The sequence below is a fragment of the Rhizobium sp. 18055 genome (assembly GCF_902706285.1).
Taxonomy (GTDB): domain Bacteria; phylum Pseudomonadota; class Alphaproteobacteria; order Rhizobiales; family Rhizobiaceae; genus Rhizobium.
The window spans coordinates 271,968-291,691 of sequence record NZ_CACSKD010000003.1 but is presented as its reverse complement, the minus strand read 5'-3'; the positions used below and the strand labels follow the sequence as shown (position 1 = coordinate 291,691).

The window sequence follows — 19,724 nt, the reverse complement described above, 5'->3', positions numbered from 1 at the left end:
CCTTGTGTTGAAACATCACAGCTGAAATGTCGCTGCCGCCGGGAGCCCCAGCGGCACGCGCTCGCCGATCTGGCGGATCCTCACCGTCAGACTGCTTTGTTGCCCGCCGAAATCCTGCGCTTGGTCTGCCGAGGCATAGGTCCATTCCGGTCGATCGACCTCGGCGGTCCTGACCACGCTGTCGCCGTCGAGGACATCGACGCGGTAGCGCTCAAAGGGTTCGTCGAGCGGAATATCGGCACCGATCCAGCTGTCTGCATTGTCGCGCCCGCGCCGGGTCCAGGTGATGACGGCATCGCCGCTTGGTGCCCTCGCGCAACGCAGGTGAACCGGCGACAGTGGCGTCTCGGCCCGCATCCCACCCTCGAAGACGAAAGGCCCTGCCATCTCCAGCGAGCCCGATGCCTCGGCGATCCAGTTGAGCGCCAGCCCCATCTCATCGCTTCCAAGACCAAGCGGCTTGACGGCTTCGTCGAGCAGCACGGCGGCAGCGCCCGACACGGCGCCCGACGCCATCGCGTCCTCGGTGCCGGCGAGCGCACGCAGCAAGCCGCCCAAGCGCCAGCGTCCGCTTTCGATTTCGTCCGCCTGCAGGAAGGACAGCACTTCCCAGACGCCGTTCGTCGCGCGAACAGCGATCCGGTTTGCACCGTTGAGCACCGAGATTTCAGCCGCGGACGACAACTCGCCATAGGCAAGATTGACGACCAGAGGCTGAGACCAGTCGAAGCGGCCGGTGACACCCGATCCAAGTGCCGCCGCCAGCGTGCCGATCGTGGCCGGACGGTCGAGCAGCACCCTGCCCCGATAGCCTTCCGTGGTTGCCGACGAGGACAGGCCGACAGTGCGCCAGGGCTTGGCGAAGACCGCGGCGCGGGCGAAGCTGGCAGCCTCACTGCCATCGAAACGCGGCAGGTCCAGCAGATGCACCACGGGGGCAAACAGGTTCGATGCCGTACCACCACCATCGCGCCCGTCGGTTGCCGCCCGCAGGCTGCCGCCTGCAGACGGTGCAAATTCGCGAGCCTCGATGCGGCGCGCGTCGCCATCCTCGATGCGGGAGATCAGGAAACGGCCGGCAGGTCCCTCCGCGATCGACACGACATCGCCGGGCTGGACGGCCAGTTCGCCTGGCGGCAACGAGAAGCGGATGGAGCGGCGGGCGATCCGGTTGTCGCGCAGCAGCGCTTCGGCCGCGGCCAGCGCCGCCTCCTCGGCGACGACGGCGGCCAGATCCTGCCTGATCACCCGGCTGGTGGTCTGCGCAACGCGGTGCGAGCGGACGCTCGCCTGCTCATAGTCGAGAGCGGGATTGTAGAAGGTCAGCACCGCCTCGGCAGCAAAATCGCTGTCATGGCCGCGGGTTTCCTGCCAGAGCGGCTCGTCCTCGCGATCGACGAGGATGTCGACCTCGAGCGCCGGCAGGCTGGCGCGCGCTCGCGAGCGAAAGCGCAGCAGGCCGGCATCCTCGAGGGCATCGATCTGGAAGGCCTGCAGCAGCGGCTCGATCAGGCTGCGTGCCGAGTTGAGATCGCCCTGCACATAGCCGGTCAGATCGCCGCTGACTTCTTCGACGTCGAAATCCGCAAAGCCGTGGTCGCGCAGGATGGCAGCAATGACATCGGCCAGCGTGCCGCCACCGAGCCTGCCGTTCAGCCAGTGACCGGTGCGCCAGTTGTTCCCGTCGGACCAGAGATCGGTCGCCAGCGGGAAGGCCGGATAGGGCCGCGCGTCCCAGGACCAGACGAACAGATGGGTGGGATCGACCATGCCGGCGGGCGCTGCACCGCCTGCCCACCAGTGATGATGGGCTTCGAGGAAGCGGCGCTGCATGCTGTCGGAGCGCATGCTGTTGGAGAAATACGGCGCGCCGCTTTCGACCGATTTCGGATCGGCGAAGACGTTCGGCTGGTTGGCGCCCTTGTCGACGGCGCCGCAGCCGAGCTCGGTGAACCAGACCGGCTTGCCCGATGGCACCCAGGCCGTCGGCACCGTGCGCTCGGCGCCATCCACCCGCTCAAAATGTGGATTGGCCCACCACGAGCCGATGTCCTTGTACCTGTAGACCCAGGGCTTGCCGGCAAGGCCATCGGTGATCGGGCTGCGCTGGCGGGCGCGACGGGCGGCAGCATCGGCATAATACCAGTCGAACCCCTCGCCTGCATTGATCGCGGCGATCATCGCATCGCGGTCATCGGCCAACCGAAACCCGTCGGGACCGGCGCTGGCAAGATCCTGATCGCGCCAATCGGCGAGCGGCATATAGTTGTCGATGCCGACCGCGGCGATGTCAGGCGAGGCCCAGAGCGGATCGAGATGGTAGTAGACGTCGCCGCTGCCGTCCGTCGGGTGGTAGCCGAAATACTCGCTCCAATCGGCGCCATAGGTGATCTTTGCCTGTGGCAGCAGCGCCCTGACGTCGGCGGCAAGCGCGATCAGCATCTCGACGAAGGGAAAGGCGTCGCTGCCGTCGCGCAGCTGCGTCAATCCACGCAGCTCGGAACCGATGAGGAAGCCATCGACCCCGCCTGCGGCTCTGGCCAGTTGGGCATAGTGCAGGATGAAACGGCGGTAGCTCCGCTCGCTGCCGAGATAGGCGACGCGATCAGCGGTGACGGAGAAATGGCTGGGTTGCGCATTGCCGGCAAAGGCCAGCAGCTGGCTGCGGGCCGTTGCGGTGCGATCGGCGGTGCCGGGCTGGCCGGTTGCCGGGTGGCCAGTAATCCGGCCGCGCCAGGGATAGGCCGGCTGTTGCCCGCCGCCATAGGGATCGGGCAGCGCATTGTTCGCGGGGATGTCCATCATCAGGAACGGATAGAGATAGACCTGCAGGCCGCGCGCCTTCAGATCGGCAATGGCCGACAGCACGCTGGCATCGTCGGGCGTGCCGCCATAGGCCGGGCCGCCATTGGTGCGGCTGACGAGGTGGGCTGCCCCGCGCTCGACACCCGAAACCGACCAAGGCCGGCTCTCGTCGCTGCGGCTTGTCACTTCCACCCCCGGCACCACGCGGCACTCACCGGCGCGCAGATCGGTGCCGAACCATGAGACGACGAGCGCGACGCGCTCCAGGTTGGGGCAGAGCGCCGTCAGCTCGTCGAGCGAGATGTCCCAGTCGCTGGCGCCCTGCAGGCTGTTGCGGTTGAGAATGCGGGCGCTGCCGGCGCCGGTGCTTTCAGACACCTGCGCCAGCTGATAGCCGTGCTCGGTGGCGCCCGGAATGATGCAGACCGCCCTGATCTGGCTTTCCAGCCCGCCGACCGATCTGACGACCTCGAACTGCAGCAACGGGATACGGTTTCCGTAGGCATCGAGCGGCAGGCGCTCGAAGACGACATAGGCAAGGCCGCGATAGGCGGGAGCGTTGCCGGCCCCCTGCTTGGCCTCGATCAGCGGATCGGGCAGCTGTGCGGCATCGCCACGGTAGACGCGCATCTCGATTTTGGTGAGGTCGAGTTCCTTGCCATCGGCCCAGACGCGCCTGACATGGCCGATCGGGCCCTCCGAGAGGCCGACCGCCAGATTGGCGAAATAGCGAAAGGTCTCGACCCTGGTGCCGCCCGAGGCCTTGCCGCCGGTTCGCTCGGTGGTCACCTCCTCCTCGAAGCGGGTTGCCCAGATCAGCGTGCCGCCGATGCGCACGGCGCCATAGACGCGGTTGATCGCGGTGCCCTCGTCGGCGCCGGGAATACGGGCGGTCGAAAGGTGGGCGCCGCGCACCGTGGAGCTGCCGTTGATCAGCGCATGATCGACGACACTGCCGGCAAGCGCGCCCGCCGCACGACCGATGATGGCGCCGACGGGACCGAAGACGCTGCCGAGCGCGGCACCGGCCGCCTGGAAGAGAAGCGTTGCCATCTATTTCTCCGGAAAGCGAAAGACAGCCGCGATGCGCCGGCGCCAACTCGGCACCAGCGGCGATGCGATCACCGCGGCCTGCTCGTAAGCGTGAATGAACTGCCGCTCGGCCGACAGGATACCGGCATGCTTGGCGGCCAGCTGCGGCCGCCAGCGAAACAGCAGCAGGTCGCCGGGCAGCGCTTCTGCAGGCGACAGCGGCGACCCGAAGTGCCTCAGCGCCGCATCCATCAGCCGGTCTTCGCCGCTGCGCTCGGCCCAATCGGGCGCATAGGGTGGCGGCCGTTCCGGCTCGTATCCGTAGAGTTCCCGCCAGATGCCCCTGACGAGGCCGAGGCAATCGCAGCCGACGCCCTTCAACGATGCCTGATGGCGATAGGGCGTGCCGATCCAGCTCTCGGCGATCAGCAGCACATGCTCTGCGATTTCGGTCATTTGAACAGCGGGCTCCCGTCATGAACGGTCTCGCCATCCGCATAGGTGTAGGCGAAGTCGGCGCCCGGCATGTGGGGAAAGCCGCGGAAATTCAGGTGGTTGGCGAATTTGGCTCGGCAGGTGGAAAAAGCCTTGTCGCAGCCGGCCGTGAGCGCCACGCGGCCGCCCGGCTGCGGTGCTCGATCAAGCGGCAGCCAGAGGGTGACTTCCGTCGCACCATCGACAACCGCATGCGCCTCGATATCGGCGCGCTGCCCCTCCATGTCGCCGTCGAGAAAGGTCAGCACGCCGAAGCGGAAGAAACCGTCGGCAACGGACCGGACGCCCGATAGCAATACTCTGCTCATATCCGGCATCGAGACCACCACGCCCTCGGCGCGCATCGACGGCTGTGCGAGGTCGATGCCGCATCTGATGTCGCCGAGCGTGGCATCGCAGCGCCGGCCGTAGACACGGCCCTGCGGCTCGTTCAGCCGGCTGGCGAAGCTGCGAAGCTCGGCCTGGAAGCGGCCGGCATCGCGGGTCACCTCGCCGATCTCCTGCACCTTCAGCAGCATGTACTGGCCGGGATCGGCCCAGTTGACGACGAAGACCTCGACGCGGGCGCCGTCATAGCGACCCCGCTGCAGATCCTCCTCGGTGATGGCAGCGCTGGAAAAGCCGCCGGTGACCTCGCTTGTTGCAGCCGGCAATCCGGCCTCCTCTTCGGCGGCACTGGCGGAAAAGCCGCTTGCCGCGAAAAACGTGGTGCCGGCGAAGGCGAGGTCGTGATCGTGTTCGGTAAAACCCAGCACGATGCCATCGCTGCGGGTCACCCGCCAGGCGTGGCAGATCGTGGTCGCGTCGTCTGCCAGATGCGCCTTGAGCGCTTCGGGGACAGCTCTCATGGGATGATCTCCGTCAACGGAATGGTGGGAATGCGGCCAGCGTTGAAAGCCGACAGGTTGACGTCGATGCGGCCGGTGGCGAAGCGCACGGGAACGTCGAATTCGAAGCCGGCGGTGACGCCGGCGCCGGATGGCGGGATGTGGCCTGCGGCGAAGGTGACGATGCCGGTGGCGGCATCGCAGTAAAAAGCCGATGGCGGCTGCGCGATGCCATCGACCGCAACCACCACCGATCCTGCGACCGGCTTGGTGATATCACGGATGCTGCTCGCCGCCGGATCGCCGTAGGTCTTGGCGAGCGGGAAGCTGGCGTTGAGACCGTCGCCGGACCCGAGCGGCTGGTCACCCGCTGTGACCGCTGCGCCCGGCCGGCCGGAGGTCCAGTCGATCGGATCGCGGAAACGAAAGCCGTAGAGTTCGCCGCTGCGGGCCTCGAAGAACTCCAGCACCTCGTAGAGATCGGCAACCGAGCGCAGGCCGGAGCCGGCGTCGTAGCTGCGGCGTGCGTCGCGCCAGCGGCTGTTGCGGCTCTCGCGACCATTGGAGAGATTGACGATATCGGTGCGCCTGACCGGTCCGCCGCTGGTCGATAGCGACAGGCGCAAGGGAAAGCGGACCTCGTGAAAGCCGTTGCTCATCGCGGCCTCACAGGTTGCGCTGGCCGCGCATTGCGGTGCGCGCCAGCATGGAGGAAATCTGCGCCTCGCTTTTCTGAAAGCTCTGGGCATCGGTGGCGGTGACGTTGAAGACGATCTGCGATGCCCCGCCGCCACCCGCCGCCGAGACGCCGAGCGCACCGTCGGCACCGCGCTTCAGCGGCAGGATCGCCTCGCTTCCCGCCTCGCCCATCAGCCCCGTGTTGCCACCCATCGGGAAATAGGTGGGCTGCGAGACGACGCCGCCATCGGCAAACGGCAGCAGCTTGCCGAGACCACCGAACAGACTGGAGGCCGCACCGGAGATCATCGTTTCCAGCGGTTTCAGCCCGGCCGAGAGCGCGATATCGGCCAGCCGGTTTCCGAGGCCGCGCAGCACGTCGTCCAGCCCCTTGCCGCCATCGGTAGCGCTAAGCAGCGCGCCCGAAAGTGCTGCGCCGAAGGAGCGCGAGCGGGTTTCGAGCGCATCCAGCGCCCGCTGCAGCGTCTCGGCCTGGCCGGTTGCCGCAACGAGGTCGGTTTCGTCGTTATCCATGATCTATCCTCTCGTCAGGGGGCGTCAGGCACATCGGGAAAGCGGGCCATCAGCCCGTCCAGATCGGCGCGGGAAACCGCGACGTTGCGCGGCGCCAGGCCACCGGCTGCGGCGTGGAATTCAATGGGCGTCATCGCCCAGAACTGCTGCGGAGAAAGCCGCAGCAGGCAGAGGCCGACATGCAGGACGCGCGCCCAGGGGAACGGCGCTGGCCTGCTTTCGGTCTCGATGCCCGCTGCGGCTAAAGGGGGCGGGCGGAGGCGTCCGCACCGTCCCCAATGCTTCCACCGGGATTGGCCCCGACAAAGGTCGCGGTCAGGAGATCGCCGACGATTTCGGCATAGCCGCCAAGTCCACCTTCGACATCGGCACCGGCGACCTCATCGTCGGAATAGAGATTGCCGCCGCCGCGAAGGCCGGCGCCGATGATGCGGATCATGTCGGCCGCCTTCAGCCGACCGCCGGCAAAGCGCTCGGCCAGCCCGTTCAGGCTGTCGACCGAAAAGGCCGTCTCGAGTTCGGCCAGTGCGCCGAGCGTCAGGCACAGCACCCGCCGCTCGCCATCGATCACCGCCTCGATCTCGCCGCGCCTGCGGTTCGCCCTTGCGCCCGCCGCCCGCATCAGAGCGCCTCGAAGCTGATGGCGCCGGCCGATTCCAGCGCCAGCTCGAACATCACCTCGCCATTGTGCTGGCCGGAATATTCGAGCGCGCTGGCCTGGAACGGTCCCGTCACGCTGCCGAAACCGGGAATGACGATCTGCCAGCCGAGGATCGCCGCATTGAAGAAGGCGTTGCGCACCAGCTGGTCGGACGCCGCATCCTTGAAGATGCCGGCACCGGAGACCGACGCCCGCTGGACGCCCGCACCTCCCAGCAACTCGCGCCAGCGCCCGACGCTTTCCGCATCGGTCACATCAACCGTCTCTGCATTGAAGGCGAGCCGCTTCGAGCGCAGCCCCGCCACCGTTTCGAAAGTCGTGCCGTTGAAGACCTTCAACAGCAGATCCTTGCCCTTCTGCGCCACCATGAGCCTGTTCCTTCCACGAAAAAAGGCGCCCGGAGGACGCCCGCAACTGTCATCGACTTGTCACTTTCAACCAACGGGCGAAGCTGTTACCACCGGCAAAAGCCATTGTTTCCAATCCGCGATTGCCAAGGCATCTGCTGCCGATGTCACGATCATTTCCGCTGCGCTCGGCGCAGACCATCGCCGTTCTCGCCATCACGCAGGTAATCGGCTGGGGCACCAGTTTCGACATGCTCGGCGTCATGGGCCGCGTCATTGCGCCGGACCTCGGGCTCGCCAATGAAATCATCTTCGGCGGCCTGACCGTCATGATGATCATCAGCGCCCTGCTCGGCCCGAGGACGGGACGCTGGCTGGCGCGCTACGGCGCCGCGCGGGTGCTCGCTGCAGGCTCGCTGATGCTGACGATCGGCCTGCTGCTGCTTGCTTCCGCAAACGGCATTGTTCTCTACATCCTTGCCTGGATCGTTATCGGCATCGGCGGCGCGCTCGCCCTGACGGCACCCAGCTATACCGCCGTCGTCGAACGCGAGGGTCCGAACAGCAAACGCGTCATCGCCATACTGATGCTGTTCAGCGGCCTTTCGGGCACCATTTTCTGGCCGGTTCTCAGCCTGCTCGACGCGCATTTCGGCTGGCAGACGACGTTCGTCATCTGCGCGGCGCTGCAGTTCTGCATCTGCCTGCCGCTGCATCTGCTCGCCTTGCCAAAGCCTGTCGCCGGCCACACGACTGGCGAGAGCGCCGGCACCCCGCCGCTGGCACTGTCGCCGCCAATGCAGCGCAAGGCGTTTCTGCTGATTGCCGCAGCAACGACGATCTCGACCTTCGTCACCTTTGGCCTGGCGCCGTCGCTGCTGGAGATCTTCCGCCAGTCCGGCGCTTCGCCAACGCTCGCCCTGCAGCTCGGCTCGGCACGCGGCGTCATCGGTATTTCGGCCCGCTTCATGGACATGCTGCTCGGCAAGCGCGGCAACCCTGTCCTCAGCGCCCTGATGGGCACCGGCCTCATGGTACTGAGCTTCGTGTTGCTGCTCGCCCTGCCGAGTTCGACACCTGTGCTGGTCAGCTTCATCCTCTTTTACAGCTTCGGCGCCGGGGTCATGGCCGTCGCCCGGGCGCTGCTGCCGCTGGCGCTGTTTTCACGCCGCGACTACGGCCTGCATTCCGCCCGCCTGTCGCTGCCGCAAAACCTCGCCAACGCCATCGCCCCCGTCGTCTTCACCGCCATCCTCGACCGCTCCGGCGCCGACGCGGCAATCGCCACCTGCGCGGTGCTGGCAGTGATTGCGCTCGGCTTCGTGGTGATGCTGATGGCGCTGGTGCGGGAGGTACGGTCAAGCGTTCAGGTGGCCTGAGCCAGAGACGCAACGATATCCTTGATCGGCAGAAGCAAGGTGCGCTCAAGCCCCTTGGCATAGCGGAAGCCGAACTTGACGTAGAACGCCTCGGCGTCGTCATCGAGCGCATGCACCATCACGGCACGAAAAGCGACCAGCTGTGACGAGGAAACGACGGACAGAAGCGCGTTTCTGAGCAGTGCTTTCCCGAGGCCTGCTCCCTGATGACAACGGTCCACGGCCAAGCGGGCCAGCAACGCCACGGGAATTTCGCCGGGCGCGTTGTGTCCCTTCACCTGCCGCGGAGCATTTTCGCGGCTGATCATGCCTGCGCACAGCGAGTGATAGCCCGCCAACTGGTAATCGTCGGTGGCGATCACGAAGGTGCGGGTATAGCCCTGCAGCTGATTGTGAAGAGCCATGTCTTTCAGGAACGCATTCAGAGCCGGCTTGCCGCTATCGAAATCACCAACGATGTGATCGTCCGCCAAGGGCGCCGGCCGTCTGAACATCCGTTCAATCAATCCATTCGGCATTGGTCTTGAAAAGCTCGACGAGCTTGGCATTGGCCTTGGCCGGTTCCGCCAGCAGGCTTTCGACACTGTCGAAAACGGATGCATCAACGCCGACGAAACGCTGATCCAGCAGTTCCATCTGAGCCGAGTGCAATGCCGCTTCGGTCAGGAATGCCGTCAGTGACTTGCCGCGGACATCGGCGGCACGGGAAATGATATCCCGGGTCCTGGCATCCATACGCAAACTGATGGTTTCAGCTTTCTTTGCCGCTGGCATGTTTGGCCTCCTATCGAAGTGCGATATCGCGAAGGGATCTGGCGATCACACGACCACAATCCAGCCTCTGTATATACGATGTATGTACGTTTTGCACGGAATTTTGCCGATCGTGCCAAGCCTTAGGCCTGTTGATTCAAACCTCACTCCGTCACTGCCCTGAACCGCATTTCGGCCACATGCAGCCTGGTCTTCGGCTCGCGCCGGGTCTGCGTCAGCAGGTAGAGCAGGCTGACGAGATGATGGCCTTCGAGATCGAGTGCCCTGTCGTGCAGCAGCGCGTGCAGGCGGGCGGCGATGATCTCTGTCTGTCGTCGCCCTGCAGCATCCGTCCAGATCTCCAGCGTCAGGCGATGTTCGTCGCTCTGTTCGGTTGCGGTCGAGTAATCGCTGACGGTCCAATCGCCGATGACGATGGAGGGCAGCTTGCGGCCCGATACCAGCCGGTCGCGAATGCCATCGGCACCGATCAGGGCGGTGAGTTCGGCGTCGGCCGCGAGACGCGCGCAGATTGCCGTCAGCAACTCGTTGGCAGCGCTCATCGGCGTTCCTCCTCGCAGAGGCAGATCAGGTAGTTGCCGCGCTCGTCCGGATCGTGCCAGGCGCCAATGCTGAACACCCTTTCGCCCTTGCGCAGCCGCATGCCGGATTGGATGTCGCTGCGGAACCGGAGCCAGATGCGGTGGGTGAGCATGAAGATATCGGCGCCGGCCTGTTCCTCCCTGACATCGCTGACCGGCTCGATCCGGGCCCAGAGCGAAGCGACGGATGCGAAGGCGACGGTCGCGCCGCCCTGCCCGTCCGCGATTTCTTCGGGTGATTCCAGTTCCAGTCGGGCGGTCATATGGCCGGGATCGACGAACACCGCGCGCATCAGAGCCTCCTCATGATGAAAGGGGTGATCAGGCGGTCGTAGCCCTGGGGAATGTCGGCCGGCTGGTCTTCTGCGGCGACTGCGCCGCGGAAGGCGAACATCTGGGCGATGTGCATCAGCATGGCCCGCTTCAGTGTGTCCGGCACATCGGTTCCCGTGTCGCCGAAGCCGGCGGTGAAGTCGATCTCGATGCCGTTGATGGCGCGTGACGTGCTGACGCTGCGGTTGAGGATCAGGCGGGCGGGACGGGCGTTGCCGTCGAGGACATGGCCTGTCAGCGGCAGCGTGACCTCCTCGCCGGACGCATCGTAAAGCCGCAGGCTTTCAATGGCTTGCACCGGGCCTCTGGCAATCTGAATCACGCCGCCTTCAGGTGATGAATCAAGATAGAGCCGCCATGTCTGGGTGATCAGGCAGAGGCCGGCGATGCGTTCGAGATGGTCGCGAGCGGTGCGGATCAGCGAGGTCAGTAGCGGGTCTTCGTTGCCGTCGTCGAGGCGCAGATGGGCCTTGGCGTCTGCGAGTGACAGTGCCTCGGCGGCGGGTGGCGTGATCAGGGCATAGGTCATTTCGGGTTCCTGGGGTTTGGTGGCGAGGGTGTGCCGGGTGGCCCCCTCATCCCCGATGCAACTTGTTGCACCTGAAACCTGCGGGCCCTCTTCTGCCCGCCGGGGATAAGGGAAGGTCGTGCATGCGGCCTCCGCCACAGGTCCCTTCTCCCCTCGGGGAGAAGATGCCGGCAGGCAGATGAGGGGGCCACACGGCACACCCCCACCCGCCCGCCAGTCACTCAGCTCACCGCAAAGCGGATCAGCTTGATCGCCTCGAAATCCTGCACCCCGCCGCCGACACGCTTCGTTGTGTAGAACAGCACATACGGCTTGGCCGAATAGGGATCGCGCAGCACCCGCACGCCGGTGCGATCCACCACCAGATAGCCGGCGCGGAAATCACCGAAGGCGATCGACAGCGCGTTGGCGGCGATGTCAGGCATGTCCTCGGCCTCGACCACGGGGAAGCCGACCAGCGAGGCGGCTTCCCCGGCGGTTGCCGGCGGCTGCCAGAGGTAGCGGCCGTCGCCATCCTTCAGCTTGCGGACTTCGGCCTGGGTCTTGCGGTTCATGACGAAGTTGGCGTTCCGCCGGTGGCCCGATTTCAGCGAATAGATCGTGTCGATCAGCGTGTCGGAGGCACCCGATGCCTTGAAGCCGCCGGCCGCACCGGTGGCGATATAGCCGAGATTGCCCCAGCTCCAGGCGCTGTCGGCAACCGCCGTATAGGCGAGGAAACCCTTGGGCTTGTTGATGCCGTCGCCGGAGACGAAGGCGGTGCCCTCCTGCTCGGCAAAGACGGTATCGACCTCGCCGGAGATCCAGGCCTCGATATCGACGGCCGCGTCGTCGAGCAGCGCCTGCGTGGCGGCCGGCATGGCGTAGAGTTCCATGGTCGGGAAGGTGAGTTCGGCAAGCTGGGCGCCTGATGTCTGCGGCCTTGCGGCAGTTTCGGCGACCCAACCGGCGGCCATGCCCGAGATCGAGAACGGCTTCTTCAGCACGGCGCCGGAGACCTGGCGGACGGTGGCGATCGAGCGGACCGGCGAGACGACCGAGAGGCGGCGGCCGATCTCGGTGTCGGTCTCGTCGGGCACGAGATAGCCGCCATCGGCGCCCGATCCCGATGACATCGCCTTGGCCTCGATCTCGCGCAGGCCGGCCTCGTCGCCGCGGCGGATATACTGCTCGAAGGCGGCCTTGTGTTCGGTGGTCTCCGCACCGGATGCAGCGCTGCGGCCGAGCGGCGGGCGGGCCTTCTTCAGCACCAGCTGGTCGAGCAGCTTCTTCTGATCGTCCATGGCGCGGTTGATGCGGTCCATCTTGTCGCGGGTGACGACATCGGAGGTCAGCTTCTGCTCGATCTCGCCGAGCCTGGTGTCGTTGGTTTCCTTGAAGGCTTCGAAGGCCTCCATGAAATCGTCGAAGGCGGCGGTGATTTCCGGGGCGGCCTTGATTTCGGGGGCGGTTTGCGGGGTCGTCATGTCGGTCATGAGATCTTCCTATTTGAAGGTTTCGGTCTGCATCATCCGGGCGGCCCGGCGCATGGCGCGGACAAGCTCGGTCTCCTTGTCGCGGAACCACCGCGCATTCTTGATGTTCTGCACGCGGGCCGACGGCAGCATCGGGAAGGTCACCACCGAGATCTCCCAGAGGTCGGCCTCGAGGATGCGGCGGATGCCCGATTTGGCGTCGGTCTTGGCGCGGACGGTGCGAAAGCCGATCGACAGGCCATCGAGCGCGCCGTTCTTCAGCAGCTGGTGCACCTCGCGGGCGCGGCTGACGCCATCGGCCAGCACGCCCTCGACAAAGAGCCCGCGGCTATCCTCGCGGATGGTCTTCCAGGCGCCGATCGGCTCGGCCGGGTCGTGCTGGAACAGCATCCGCACCCCGCCTGCCCCGCGCTCGCCGAGCGACTTGCGGAAGGCGCCGCGCTCGATCGCATCCTTGCCGAGATCGACCTCGCCGAAGACGCTGGCATAGCCGGAAAACGTGCCGTCACGACTGAGGCCACGCAGCTCCAGATTGGCGAACTTGCGCGTGTCCGCGCCCATGGGGGATCGCGCCAGCGCGCGGCTTGCGGTCATCGTCATGCTCCTCGTGTTATGGATCGATTGTTGCCCTAGCGGTTGCGGGCGCCGTAGCGGCCGGCGATGCGCTGCAGGATGCCGAGGCCCCACCAGGCGCAGAGGCTGGATGCGGCCGAGCCCGACAGCATCACCTCCGACACCGAGAGCCGGTCGACCAGATCCAGCCGCTCGGCGATCCAGATGCCGGAGGGGCCGCCGAAGATGGTGCCGCAGGCAAGACCGGTAAAGAAGCGGCTCGCGGCCTCGCGCCTGTTCTTCGGCAGCAGATAGACGAGCGACACGGCAGCGCCCGCCGACGCGCCCAGCGCCCTGGTCGCCCAGAGCCCTGCTTCGTTGGAGAAGTCAGCCATTGGTTTGGTTCCCGGTGTTGGGAGTTTCTGGAGGAATGGCGGCATGCATGCCGTAGGGCGTGCGAAGGTTCCGGGTTGTCGGAACGGGATTTCACGGAGCCTTTTGAATCGCTTGGCGGCAGCGGCTCGGAGTTTGAGTCCGGCGGTTCACATGTTGGATCAGCCGGCCGGCTCGCCTTGGGCGGTGCGGGTGTCAGGCCTGCGCGAGATTATTGTTTCCAGGTCGTCGGAGGCTATTCGCCATCGCCCTCTTCCGCGCCGTCGTCCCGGTCGAGATCAATCGACTGGCGGCCATGTCGTATGGATGACACCATCACCGCATCGCGTTCGACGCGGTAGGTAATGACATAGGCACCAACCACAAACTGACGACGGCCGGGCAAGGTCGGCGCCGGGCCGCCGATTTGCGGATGGATGCCGAGCCTGCGAATTGCCGCGCGGATTTGCGCCATGGCAGCATTGGCCGCGGGCGGATTGAACTGGTTGAGGTAGTCATGCTCGTACCTGAGATAGTCTGCTGCTTCCCGGGAGAGAATGACCTTGGTCATGCGGCGTCATCTTGGTGTGACTGCATCAGTTCATCGAAAAACGCCTCGGCATCGACGGCCTCGCCGTTGCGGATCTGCTCTTCGCCCTTGAGCGTCTGCAACACATCATTCCCCTCTTCCATCAAATAATACTTCAGCGCACGGACGATAACCCAGCTGCGGCTGCGGTCGCTGGCCTTGGCAATGGTCTCGATATCCTTCAGCATGTCTTCGGGAATACGCAGGGCGATCGGGTCGGAGAGAACGGGCTTGGTCATGGGACTGTTCCTTCATTTGTAATACGCTGTATAACAAATTTCCGGCGCGACCTCAATCTGTCTCAATAGCCCACCGCCTGACGTTTCTCCTCGTCGCTCAGGAACGCCGCACCGCCGACCCGCGTCCACAGCTGGTCGCGTTCGGAAGCCAGTCCCGCCACCTTGTCGAGGTCGGGTTCCAGCCGCAGCCCGTCGCCATAGCTGCCGGCCGCCCAGGCGGAAAAGGAGGCGGCGGTGCGGGTCAGCATCGGCAGCACGGTGAGGCGATAGAAGGCGCGGTTGGCTTCCTGGTAGTTGGCGTAGGTGTTGTCGCCGGGGATGCCGAGCAGCATCGGCGGTACGCCGAAGGCAAGCGCAATATCGCGGGCGGCGCCATTGCGGGCCTCGACGAAATCCATGTCCTTGGGCGACAGGCCCATCGATTTCCAGTCGAGCCCGCCTTCGAGCAGCAGCGGCCGGCCGGCGCGTATCGGGCCGGAATAGCCCTCGTCGAGCTCCAGCTTCAGCCGCTCATATTGATCGGGCGAGAGATTGCCGCCCTCCTTCGGCTGGTAGACCAGGGCGCCAGAGGGACGGGCGGAATTGTCGAGCAGCGCCTTGTTCCAGGTGGCGGCGGCATTGGAGAGATCGAGCGCCACCTGGGCTGCTGCCAGCGGCGGAAAGCCGAGGTGATCGTCGAGCGGGTGGAAGAGTTTCAGGTGCAGCAGGCCGGGGCCATCGGTCTCGACAGCGAAGCGGCGGACCGCACCGCCGGCGCGGTAATCATAGGCCTCCGGCCAGCCGTCGCGGCCCTCGACGATGCTGATCCGATCCGGCCGCAGCAGATGCAGCTCGCGCAGCTGGCCGCCGACTGCCAGCGGCTCGACATAGCCATTGCCCGAGAGCAGCAGGTGGCCATAGAGCGTCTCGAAGAAATCCGGGCCGCCCATCCGCCCGTTCGGCTGCCGGAGCAGCGCCAGCAGCGGATGATCCGGCCGCTCGCGATCCCCCTCGTAAAGCAGCATCGGCACCGAGGCCGTGGCTTCCGCCACCAGCCTGACGCAGCGATGGGCCACCGGATTGCGCATGAACCCCTCGCGTGACAGCGCAGCATAGGAGCGGCCGGTCCAGCTGGCCCTGCCCTCGGCCGTTAGCGACATGAAGCCGGATGTCGCCTTCTTCTCGGGCACGGGACTGCGGCCCGCCGTGGAGCCCCACGGCAGCAGTGATCGGAGTTTCATCGGTGGTTTCCTCGTGTTTGCGCCAGGCGCCTGGCTGCAAGAGCATCGCATCGCATTCGAAGCGAGGGGGTAGTGAAATCCAGGCGCGTGTCAGCTCGACCGCCCCTGGGTGGAAAGGAACGCCGCGGAATGATGCGGGTCAGCGATAGGGTGCGGGGATGGCAAGCAGCGCCTCGGCGCGCAGACCGGCTGCAATATTCCTGGAGATTGCGCGGCCAGAAACCTGCGTCTCTTCCGGCTACCACCAATTTGCTAGGCGCTTAACACCTTTTGATTAAGATCTACCTAAAATACCCTTGAATACTCATGGAAGAATGGTACTCTTGACCCTTCGCCCCGCCGGGGCGTTCCCCAATTGACCTTCCAGACCCCGCCACCGCGGGGTCTCTTTTTATGTCGGATCGATTGCGCTGGGTTCGCAGCGTCGCGCCTGAAAGCCTCTCGTCCCGGCGGCAAAGCTACACCTGCAGCATCGTGCGACCAAGTTCAATTTTAGAACTCTGTGAACAACGAACAGAAAAATAGAGGCGGCAACGTCACCGGTCACCGGTCACCGTCCGAAGCCACCAGTCAGCCTACCGGCTGCTTCACTGCCTTGCCGCTATCGTAGTCCGCCGCCATCCGCATCTCGCGGATCGGGCGCACCAGGTCGATCGAGCGCTGGTAGTCCGGATGCGCCTTGTAGGCGGCCAGCGCCGCCTCGTCGTCGAATTCGCCATAGACAACAAGATCGACATCGGTGCCGAGCTGGTCGGTCTTCACATTGGTGCCGATCTCCAGCATGCGGGCGTGCGGAATGGCGGTCAGGATCGACAGGCCGGCGCGCACCTGGTCGAGATTTTCGGCCGGCGCCGTGAAGAAGACGATGTGGCGGATCACGCGGGACTCCTATGCAATTTCCTGGCCTGAGATGGCGGCCTGACATCGCGGCTTGCGATCGTCAGGATCTTCAGCCGAACAACTGGGCGATACCACGGGCAAGCCATGCCTTCAACCGCGCGAACCAGCCCTTCGGTGCCTCATCGCGAATGGCGGAAAGGAAGGTCTTGCCGTAGCCGGCCAGTTTTTCGGCGCGGTCGGTGCCATTGACGATGCGGCGGGCATTGACCCAGTCGTCGCTCGTCTCGTTCAGGTGGTCGGCGAGCTTGTGCCTCGAAAAGCTGCCCTCGACCATGCCCTCGATCAGGATCGAGACGGCCGCGTCCATCTCCATCGCCCGGTCGGGCTCGGCGACGAGGTCGATGCCGGTCAGGACGCTCATCGCCTCGTAGTTTCGCTTGTGGGTGAGTTGCACCAGGCCGCGGCCGAGCCAGCTCTTGCCGTCCTCGTCGCGCCGCCAGTAAGGTGTCTTCACCCAGGAGAGCTTGCCATTGGCGAAGGCGTTTTCGAGGATTTCGATGGCGCGGGCGTCCGTCGTCGCCAGCGTCTCGCGGACCGGCTGCATCGTATAGGCCGTCTCGTGGAAGGCGGTCGCCAGGATGTAGGCGAGCCAGCGCGGATCGGCCTGCGGCATCCGCGCTTCCCAGAAATTGAGAATCGCCGTCATGCCGTCGACCTGCGGCGCGTTGAGGACGCCCTTGAACAGTGCCGTGCGCACCGTATCGAAGAAAAAAGGTCTGTCGATGTGGATAACCATAGCGTGTACCCCAAAAAGCTGAGAGGGAACGTCCCGTCTTAATCGATTAAATTAAATTCAATCGTTTAAAGTGTTTAAGACCCTGATTTACAGTTCATTTACCGCGTGCCACTGATGACCCATCATCAAATCTATCTTCGGAGGGACGCATGCCGCAGCCTGCCAACAGCAACCAGCCGACCATTCCCCAGCACGTTACGGACCAACTCGAGAGCGAGTGGCGCCAGGTTCGCCCCGAGTCTCAGGCCCCGCGCCCGACGACCCAACAGCAGCAGCGTTAAGCAAAAGCGTGGCGGGGTGTCAAACACCCCGCACCCGCGGCTCCGAACTTGCCTCCAGCATCAGCGCCGTCAGCGCCCAGACCAGCGCATCCAGCCGGTCCGGCGAACGACCTGATGACAGCCCATCCGGGCCGAAATCACACATCTGATCTTCCAGCGCCACGAAACGTCCGGCATGGGCCACGCGCCCCTGCTCGTAGAGGGCTGCCACCGGCTCGGCGCGCAGGAATTTTCCGCGCGTCGCCCGCACCGTCGTCACCGGCAGGCTTTCGTCGATGCTTCTCAGCATCGCCGTCACCATATCGCCACCCTGATTGATCTCGGCCACCACGCGGTCGGCCGAGAAACGGCGGTAGGCCTTGGCGACCGCGTTGGCCCAACCGGCCGGGCTTGCGCCCTCGATCGAACAATCGGCCAGCACCACGGCCCTGCCCGAGGCCTCGAGCCCAGCGACGACAATGCCGCAGCAGGAATGAATGCCGGCGGCGGCCGGAGGATCGACGGCGACGACGATGCGCCGGAGATCGCCGGTAAAGCGGATCGTGGCGGCATCGAGCATCTCGCGCCGCCAAAGCGCATCCTCGCGATCCTCGATCAGTTCGCCATCCAGCTCCTGCCGCCCCAGCCGCGTGCCGCCGTAGCGACCGGCCAGTGCGTCGATAAAGCCGGGGGCGAGATTGCCCGCATTGTCGCGGGTGCTGATCCGCGTCAGCCTCGTGCCGGGATCGGCGATCAGCGTCTTCAGCAGCGGCACCGGGCGCGGCGTCGTCGTCACCAGCTGTCGTGGTGCGGTGCCGAGCCTGAGGCCGAATTGCAGCATATCCCAGGTCTCCTGACCATGCTTCCATTTGGCAAGCTCGTCGCACCAGGCAAAGTGAAACTGCGGGCCGCGCAGGCTTTCCGGATCTTCAGACGAGAAGATCTGCGCCACGGCACCATTCGGCCAGACCAGCCGACGCCGCGAAACTTCGAATTCCGGGCGGCAGCGGCGGGCGATGCGGCAGATCCCCGAGATACCGTCGATCATCACCTCGCGGGCATCGCCGAGCGTTTCGGCAATCAGCGCGATGCGAAGGTCCGAGGTCTTTCCGGCGCTGGCAATCGCATGCACCCATTCGGCCCCTGCCCTTGTCTTGCCGGAACCGCGGCCGCCGAGGATCAGCCATGTGCGCCAGTCGCCCGGCGGCGGCTGCTGCTCATCGCGGCCGGTGAAGGCCCAGAGATCACGGAGCGGGCGCCAGAGTTTGCGCTGTTCGGCGAATTCCTCGGGCGTCAGCGTCTCGGCCATTCGGTCGGCCGGCATCGGCGGAGTGGATTCGCGAACGCCGGCGAGCACGTTGCCATCGGCTGCGCCCGATTGCCGGGTGCCTGTCTCGATCGCGTCGGGCTGCGTCAAGGTGGCGAGCAGATTCCCGGCGGCCAAACTTGCGGCTTTGATCACAGCCCCGGCGTCATGACGCTGCGCCAATGTCTGCTCCATCGCCTTGTGATAGCCAGTGATCGTCTTGCCGGCGCGGCGCGCGTCCGAATCTCCCGCCAGTCGTTCAGCCCGGTTCGGCTTCCTCTGTGGCTCTGATGGCAGCGTCGTGGCCGGCGGCGGGAGCGCCGTCGCGTTGCCAGTCGGCCAGTAGCTGTCTTGCGCGCTCCTGCGCACGCTGTTCGATGAGATCGAGGAATATCGCCTTGGCATCGCCGAGCCCCATCGCTGCCTCATTGTCTTCGGCGGCCTGCTCGCGGTCGCGAGCAAACTGCCGTTGCAGCTGGTCGATCTTTTCCAGCGTGCGGACGATCAGCGACATGGCATCGGTCGCCGCCTTCAGATCGGCACGCGCCAGCTTGGCGGCGGCATCGTCGCCATTGCCCGATGCGGCGATCTCGGCGGCCTTGCGCAGGGTGCGGAAAGCTCCGAACTGATCGCGCATCTCGGCCGTCATCTCGTTCAGCAGCACCCTGAGCTCTTCGGCCGGCGCCGGGGTGCCTGACTTGGTTTCGAGAAAATATTCCTCGACCATGGCCCGCGCCTCGGCGGCGTCAAGTCCCTTGGCGGGATGGCCGTCATAGACGCGCTTCTGCGGCCAGAAGCCATAAAGCTCCGGCGCAAAACTCTCGATATCGATCATGGGACATCTCTTGTACAACATGAAGTTGCTTGCATTTTCGCAGAAAACAGCACCTGGCCGTGTATCCCGCGACAGCTGCGGAAACCCGTGCCCTGCAGCACGCTGCAGCCGCAACTCTCCGACTATGCCATAAACCTAGCAAACCACCGTAACGCCGTCAAGGATTATTTTCCTATCTTTGGATATTTTCAGCCGGCGATTGTATCTATTGTTTTTTACCTATGCCTAATATATTGATTCTTAAGCGATTTCCGTCGCTGACCCC

At 65.1% G+C, this 19,724-nt stretch carries 24 protein-coding genes; 1 reads left to right on the top strand and 23 read right to left on the bottom strand.

The window, feature by feature from the left end; translation table 11 throughout:
• Positions 1–15: 15 nt before the first annotated feature.
• From GVL52_RS07690 to GVL52_RS07655, 8 genes are read right to left on the bottom strand one after another with little or no spacing between them, the layout of a single operon-like run.
• Positions 16–3,858 carry a glycoside hydrolase/phage tail family protein gene (locus tag GVL52_RS07690; RefSeq protein WP_160005484.1) on the bottom strand — a complete coding sequence of 1,281 codons (3,843 nt, stop codon included), beginning with the start codon at positions 3,856–3,858 and terminating at the stop codon, positions 16–18.
• Entirely contained in the window at positions 3,859–4,293 is a 435-nt protein-coding gene (locus GVL52_RS07685) for an NlpC/P60 family protein (protein ID WP_160005482.1), read from the bottom strand.
• On the bottom strand, positions 4,290–5,180 hold the full coding sequence (locus tag GVL52_RS07680; protein ID WP_160005480.1) for a DUF2163 domain-containing protein: 891 nt from the start codon (positions 5,178–5,180) through the stop codon (positions 4,290–4,292). The genes GVL52_RS07685 and GVL52_RS07680 overlap by 4 nt, the downstream gene beginning before the upstream one ends.
• The gene (locus GVL52_RS07675) at positions 5,177–5,818 is read right to left on the bottom strand and encodes a TIGR02217 family protein (RefSeq protein WP_160005478.1); all 642 of its coding nucleotides are present in this window, start codon (positions 5,816–5,818) and stop codon (positions 5,177–5,179) included. Before GVL52_RS07675 ends, GVL52_RS07680 begins: the two co-directional genes overlap by 4 nt.
• A gap of 7 nt (positions 5,819–5,825) precedes the next feature.
• Positions 5,826–6,371: a phage tail tape measure protein gene (locus GVL52_RS07670; RefSeq protein ID WP_160005476.1), complete on the bottom strand. Its 546-nt coding sequence runs from the start codon at positions 6,369–6,371 to the stop codon at positions 5,826–5,828.
• A gap of 14 nt (positions 6,372–6,385) precedes the next feature.
• Positions 6,386–6,601, bottom strand: coding sequence for a rcc01693 family protein (locus tag GVL52_RS07665; RefSeq protein WP_160005896.1), 216 nt, complete (start codon positions 6,599–6,601; stop codon positions 6,386–6,388).
• Between the two features lie 11 nt (positions 6,602–6,612).
• Positions 6,613–6,993, bottom strand: coding sequence for a gene transfer agent family protein (locus GVL52_RS07660; protein ID WP_160005474.1), 381 nt, complete (start codon positions 6,991–6,993; stop codon positions 6,613–6,615).
• Positions 6,993–7,400 (bottom strand): phage major tail protein, TP901-1 family, encoded by a 408-nt coding sequence (locus GVL52_RS07655; protein WP_160005472.1) that lies wholly within the window; start codon positions 7,398–7,400, stop codon positions 6,993–6,995. Before GVL52_RS07655 ends, GVL52_RS07660 begins: the two co-directional genes overlap by 1 nt.
• A gap of 143 nt (positions 7,401–7,543) precedes the next feature.
• On the opposite strand from GVL52_RS07655, the gene GVL52_RS07650 reads away from it, so the two are divergent.
• Complete coding sequence (locus GVL52_RS07650; protein ID WP_160005470.1) at positions 7,544–8,758, top strand: MFS transporter; 1,215 nt, start codon at positions 7,544–7,546, stop codon at positions 8,756–8,758.
• Here GVL52_RS07650 and GVL52_RS07645 read toward each other — a convergent pair.
• The 15 genes from GVL52_RS07645 to GVL52_RS07575 all read right to left on the bottom strand — a co-directional run bounded on the left by GVL52_RS07645 (position 8,746) and on the right by GVL52_RS07575 (position 19,459).
• A complete protein-coding gene (locus GVL52_RS07645; protein WP_160005468.1) occupies positions 8,746–9,252 on the bottom strand; it encodes a GNAT family N-acetyltransferase in 507 nt (168 codons plus the stop codon). The two genes, GVL52_RS07650 and GVL52_RS07645, sit on opposite strands and share 13 nt — an antisense overlap.
• A 4-nt stretch (positions 9,253–9,256) precedes the next feature.
• Positions 9,257–9,532: a DUF1778 domain-containing protein gene (locus GVL52_RS07640; protein ID WP_160005466.1), complete on the bottom strand. Its 276-nt coding sequence runs from the start codon at positions 9,530–9,532 to the stop codon at positions 9,257–9,259.
• Positions 9,533–9,675: 143 nt separating this feature from the next.
• Positions 9,676–10,074 carry a DUF3168 domain-containing protein gene (locus GVL52_RS07635; protein ID WP_160005464.1) on the bottom strand — a complete coding sequence of 133 codons (399 nt, stop codon included), beginning with the start codon at positions 10,072–10,074 and terminating at the stop codon, positions 9,676–9,678.
• Positions 10,071–10,406, bottom strand: a complete 336-nt coding sequence (locus GVL52_RS07630) for a phage head closure protein (RefSeq protein WP_160005462.1) — start codon at positions 10,404–10,406, stop codon at positions 10,071–10,073. The genes GVL52_RS07635 and GVL52_RS07630 overlap by 4 nt, the downstream gene beginning before the upstream one ends.
• Entirely contained in the window at positions 10,406–10,975 is a 570-nt protein-coding gene (locus GVL52_RS07625; protein WP_160005460.1) for a phage head-tail connector protein, read from the bottom strand. Before GVL52_RS07625 ends, GVL52_RS07630 begins: the two co-directional genes overlap by 1 nt.
• Before the next feature lie 221 nt (positions 10,976–11,196).
• Positions 11,197–12,450, bottom strand: coding sequence for a phage major capsid protein (locus GVL52_RS07620; protein ID WP_160005458.1), 1,254 nt, complete (start codon positions 12,448–12,450; stop codon positions 11,197–11,199).
• Between the two features lie 9 nt (positions 12,451–12,459).
• Positions 12,460–13,044, bottom strand: a complete 585-nt coding sequence (locus tag GVL52_RS07615) for an HK97 family phage prohead protease (RefSeq protein WP_200847781.1) — start codon at positions 13,042–13,044, stop codon at positions 12,460–12,462.
• A 35-nt stretch (positions 13,045–13,079) separates the two neighbouring features.
• Complete coding sequence (locus GVL52_RS07610) at positions 13,080–13,397, bottom strand: DUF6107 family protein (protein WP_160005456.1); 318 nt, start codon at positions 13,395–13,397, stop codon at positions 13,080–13,082.
• Between the two features lie 233 nt (positions 13,398–13,630).
• Positions 13,631–13,945 (bottom strand): type II toxin-antitoxin system RelE/ParE family toxin, encoded by a 315-nt coding sequence (locus GVL52_RS07605; protein ID WP_160005454.1) that lies wholly within the window; start codon positions 13,943–13,945, stop codon positions 13,631–13,633.
• Positions 13,942–14,202, bottom strand: coding sequence for a CopG family ribbon-helix-helix protein (locus tag GVL52_RS07600; RefSeq protein ID WP_160005452.1), 261 nt, complete (start codon positions 14,200–14,202; stop codon positions 13,942–13,944). Before GVL52_RS07600 ends, GVL52_RS07605 begins: the two co-directional genes overlap by 4 nt.
• Positions 14,203–14,264: 62 nt before the next feature.
• Positions 14,265–15,422: a phage portal protein gene (locus tag GVL52_RS07595; RefSeq protein ID WP_160005450.1), complete on the bottom strand. Its 1,158-nt coding sequence runs from the start codon at positions 15,420–15,422 to the stop codon at positions 14,265–14,267.
• A 570-nt stretch (positions 15,423–15,992) separates the two neighbouring features.
• Positions 15,993–16,301, bottom strand: coding sequence for a Dabb family protein (locus tag GVL52_RS07590; RefSeq protein WP_160005448.1), 309 nt, complete (start codon positions 16,299–16,301; stop codon positions 15,993–15,995).
• Positions 16,302–16,371: 70 nt separating this feature from the next.
• Complete coding sequence (locus GVL52_RS07585; RefSeq protein ID WP_160005446.1) at positions 16,372–17,058, bottom strand: hypothetical protein; 687 nt, start codon at positions 17,056–17,058, stop codon at positions 16,372–16,374.
• A 300-nt stretch (positions 17,059–17,358) separates the two neighbouring features.
• Positions 17,359–18,627, bottom strand: coding sequence for a DNA-packaging protein (locus tag GVL52_RS07580; RefSeq protein ID WP_160005892.1), 1,269 nt, complete (start codon positions 18,625–18,627; stop codon positions 17,359–17,361).
• A 256-nt stretch (positions 18,628–18,883) separates the two neighbouring features.
• The gene (locus tag GVL52_RS07575; RefSeq protein WP_160005444.1) at positions 18,884–19,459 is read right to left on the bottom strand and encodes a hypothetical protein; all 576 of its coding nucleotides are present in this window, start codon (positions 19,457–19,459) and stop codon (positions 18,884–18,886) included.
• Between the last annotated feature and the right edge of the window lie 265 nt (positions 19,460–19,724).

What these genes read in the sequence shown, in the direction of transcription:
- GVL52_RS07690 (WP_160005484.1), bottom strand. Translation starts at nt 3,858, where the DNA reads ATGGCAACGCTTCTCTTCCAGGCGGCCGGTGCCGCGCTCGGCAGCGTC.
- GVL52_RS07685 (WP_160005482.1), bottom strand. Translation starts at nt 4,293, where the DNA reads ATGACCGAAATCGCAGAGCATGTGCTGCTGATCGCCGAGAGCTGGATC.
- GVL52_RS07680 (WP_160005480.1), bottom strand. Translation starts at nt 5,180, where the DNA reads ATGAGAGCTGTCCCCGAAGCGCTCAAGGCGCATCTGGCAGACGACGCG.
- GVL52_RS07675 (WP_160005478.1), bottom strand. Translation starts at nt 5,818, where the DNA reads ATGAGCAACGGCTTTCACGAGGTCCGCTTTCCCTTGCGCCTGTCGCTA.
- GVL52_RS07670 (WP_160005476.1), bottom strand. Translation starts at nt 6,371, where the DNA reads ATGGATAACGACGAAACCGACCTCGTTGCGGCAACCGGCCAGGCCGAG.
- GVL52_RS07660 (WP_160005474.1), bottom strand. Translation starts at nt 6,993, where the DNA reads ATGCGGGCGGCGGGCGCAAGGGCGAACCGCAGGCGCGGCGAGATCGAG.
- GVL52_RS07655 (WP_160005472.1), bottom strand. Translation starts at nt 7,400, where the DNA reads ATGGTGGCGCAGAAGGGCAAGGATCTGCTGTTGAAGGTCTTCAACGGC.
- GVL52_RS07650 (WP_160005470.1), top strand. Translation starts at nt 7,544, where the DNA reads ATGTCACGATCATTTCCGCTGCGCTCGGCGCAGACCATCGCCGTTCTC.
- GVL52_RS07645 (WP_160005468.1), bottom strand. Translation starts at nt 9,252, where the DNA reads ATGTTCAGACGGCCGGCGCCCTTGGCGGACGATCACATCGTTGGTGAT.
- GVL52_RS07640 (WP_160005466.1), bottom strand. Translation starts at nt 9,532, where the DNA reads ATGCCAGCGGCAAAGAAAGCTGAAACCATCAGTTTGCGTATGGATGCC.
- GVL52_RS07635 (WP_160005464.1), bottom strand. Translation starts at nt 10,074, where the DNA reads ATGAGCGCTGCCAACGAGTTGCTGACGGCAATCTGCGCGCGTCTCGCG.
- GVL52_RS07630 (WP_160005462.1), bottom strand. Translation starts at nt 10,406, where the DNA reads ATGCGCGCGGTGTTCGTCGATCCCGGCCATATGACCGCCCGACTGGAA.
- GVL52_RS07625 (WP_160005460.1), bottom strand. Translation starts at nt 10,975, where the DNA reads ATGACCTATGCCCTGATCACGCCACCCGCCGCCGAGGCACTGTCACTC.
- GVL52_RS07620 (WP_160005458.1), bottom strand. Translation starts at nt 12,450, where the DNA reads ATGACCGACATGACGACCCCGCAAACCGCCCCCGAAATCAAGGCCGCC.
- GVL52_RS07615 (WP_200847781.1), bottom strand. Translation starts at nt 13,044, where the DNA reads ATGACCGCAAGCCGCGCGCTGGCGCGATCCCCCATGGGCGCGGACACG.
- GVL52_RS07610 (WP_160005456.1), bottom strand. Translation starts at nt 13,397, where the DNA reads ATGGCTGACTTCTCCAACGAAGCAGGGCTCTGGGCGACCAGGGCGCTG.
- GVL52_RS07605 (WP_160005454.1), bottom strand. Translation starts at nt 13,945, where the DNA reads ATGACCAAGGTCATTCTCTCCCGGGAAGCAGCAGACTATCTCAGGTAC.
- GVL52_RS07600 (WP_160005452.1), bottom strand. Translation starts at nt 14,202, where the DNA reads ATGACCAAGCCCGTTCTCTCCGACCCGATCGCCCTGCGTATTCCCGAA.
- GVL52_RS07595 (WP_160005450.1), bottom strand. Translation starts at nt 15,422, where the DNA reads ATGAAACTCCGATCACTGCTGCCGTGGGGCTCCACGGCGGGCCGCAGT.
- GVL52_RS07585 (WP_160005446.1), bottom strand. Translation starts at nt 17,058, where the DNA reads ATGGTTATCCACATCGACAGACCTTTTTTCTTCGATACGGTGCGCACG.
- GVL52_RS07580 (WP_160005892.1), bottom strand. Translation starts at nt 18,627, where the DNA reads ATGGCCGAGACGCTGACGCCCGAGGAATTCGCCGAACAGCGCAAACTC.
- GVL52_RS07575 (WP_160005444.1), bottom strand. Translation starts at nt 19,459, where the DNA reads ATGATCGATATCGAGAGTTTTGCGCCGGAGCTTTATGGCTTCTGGCCG.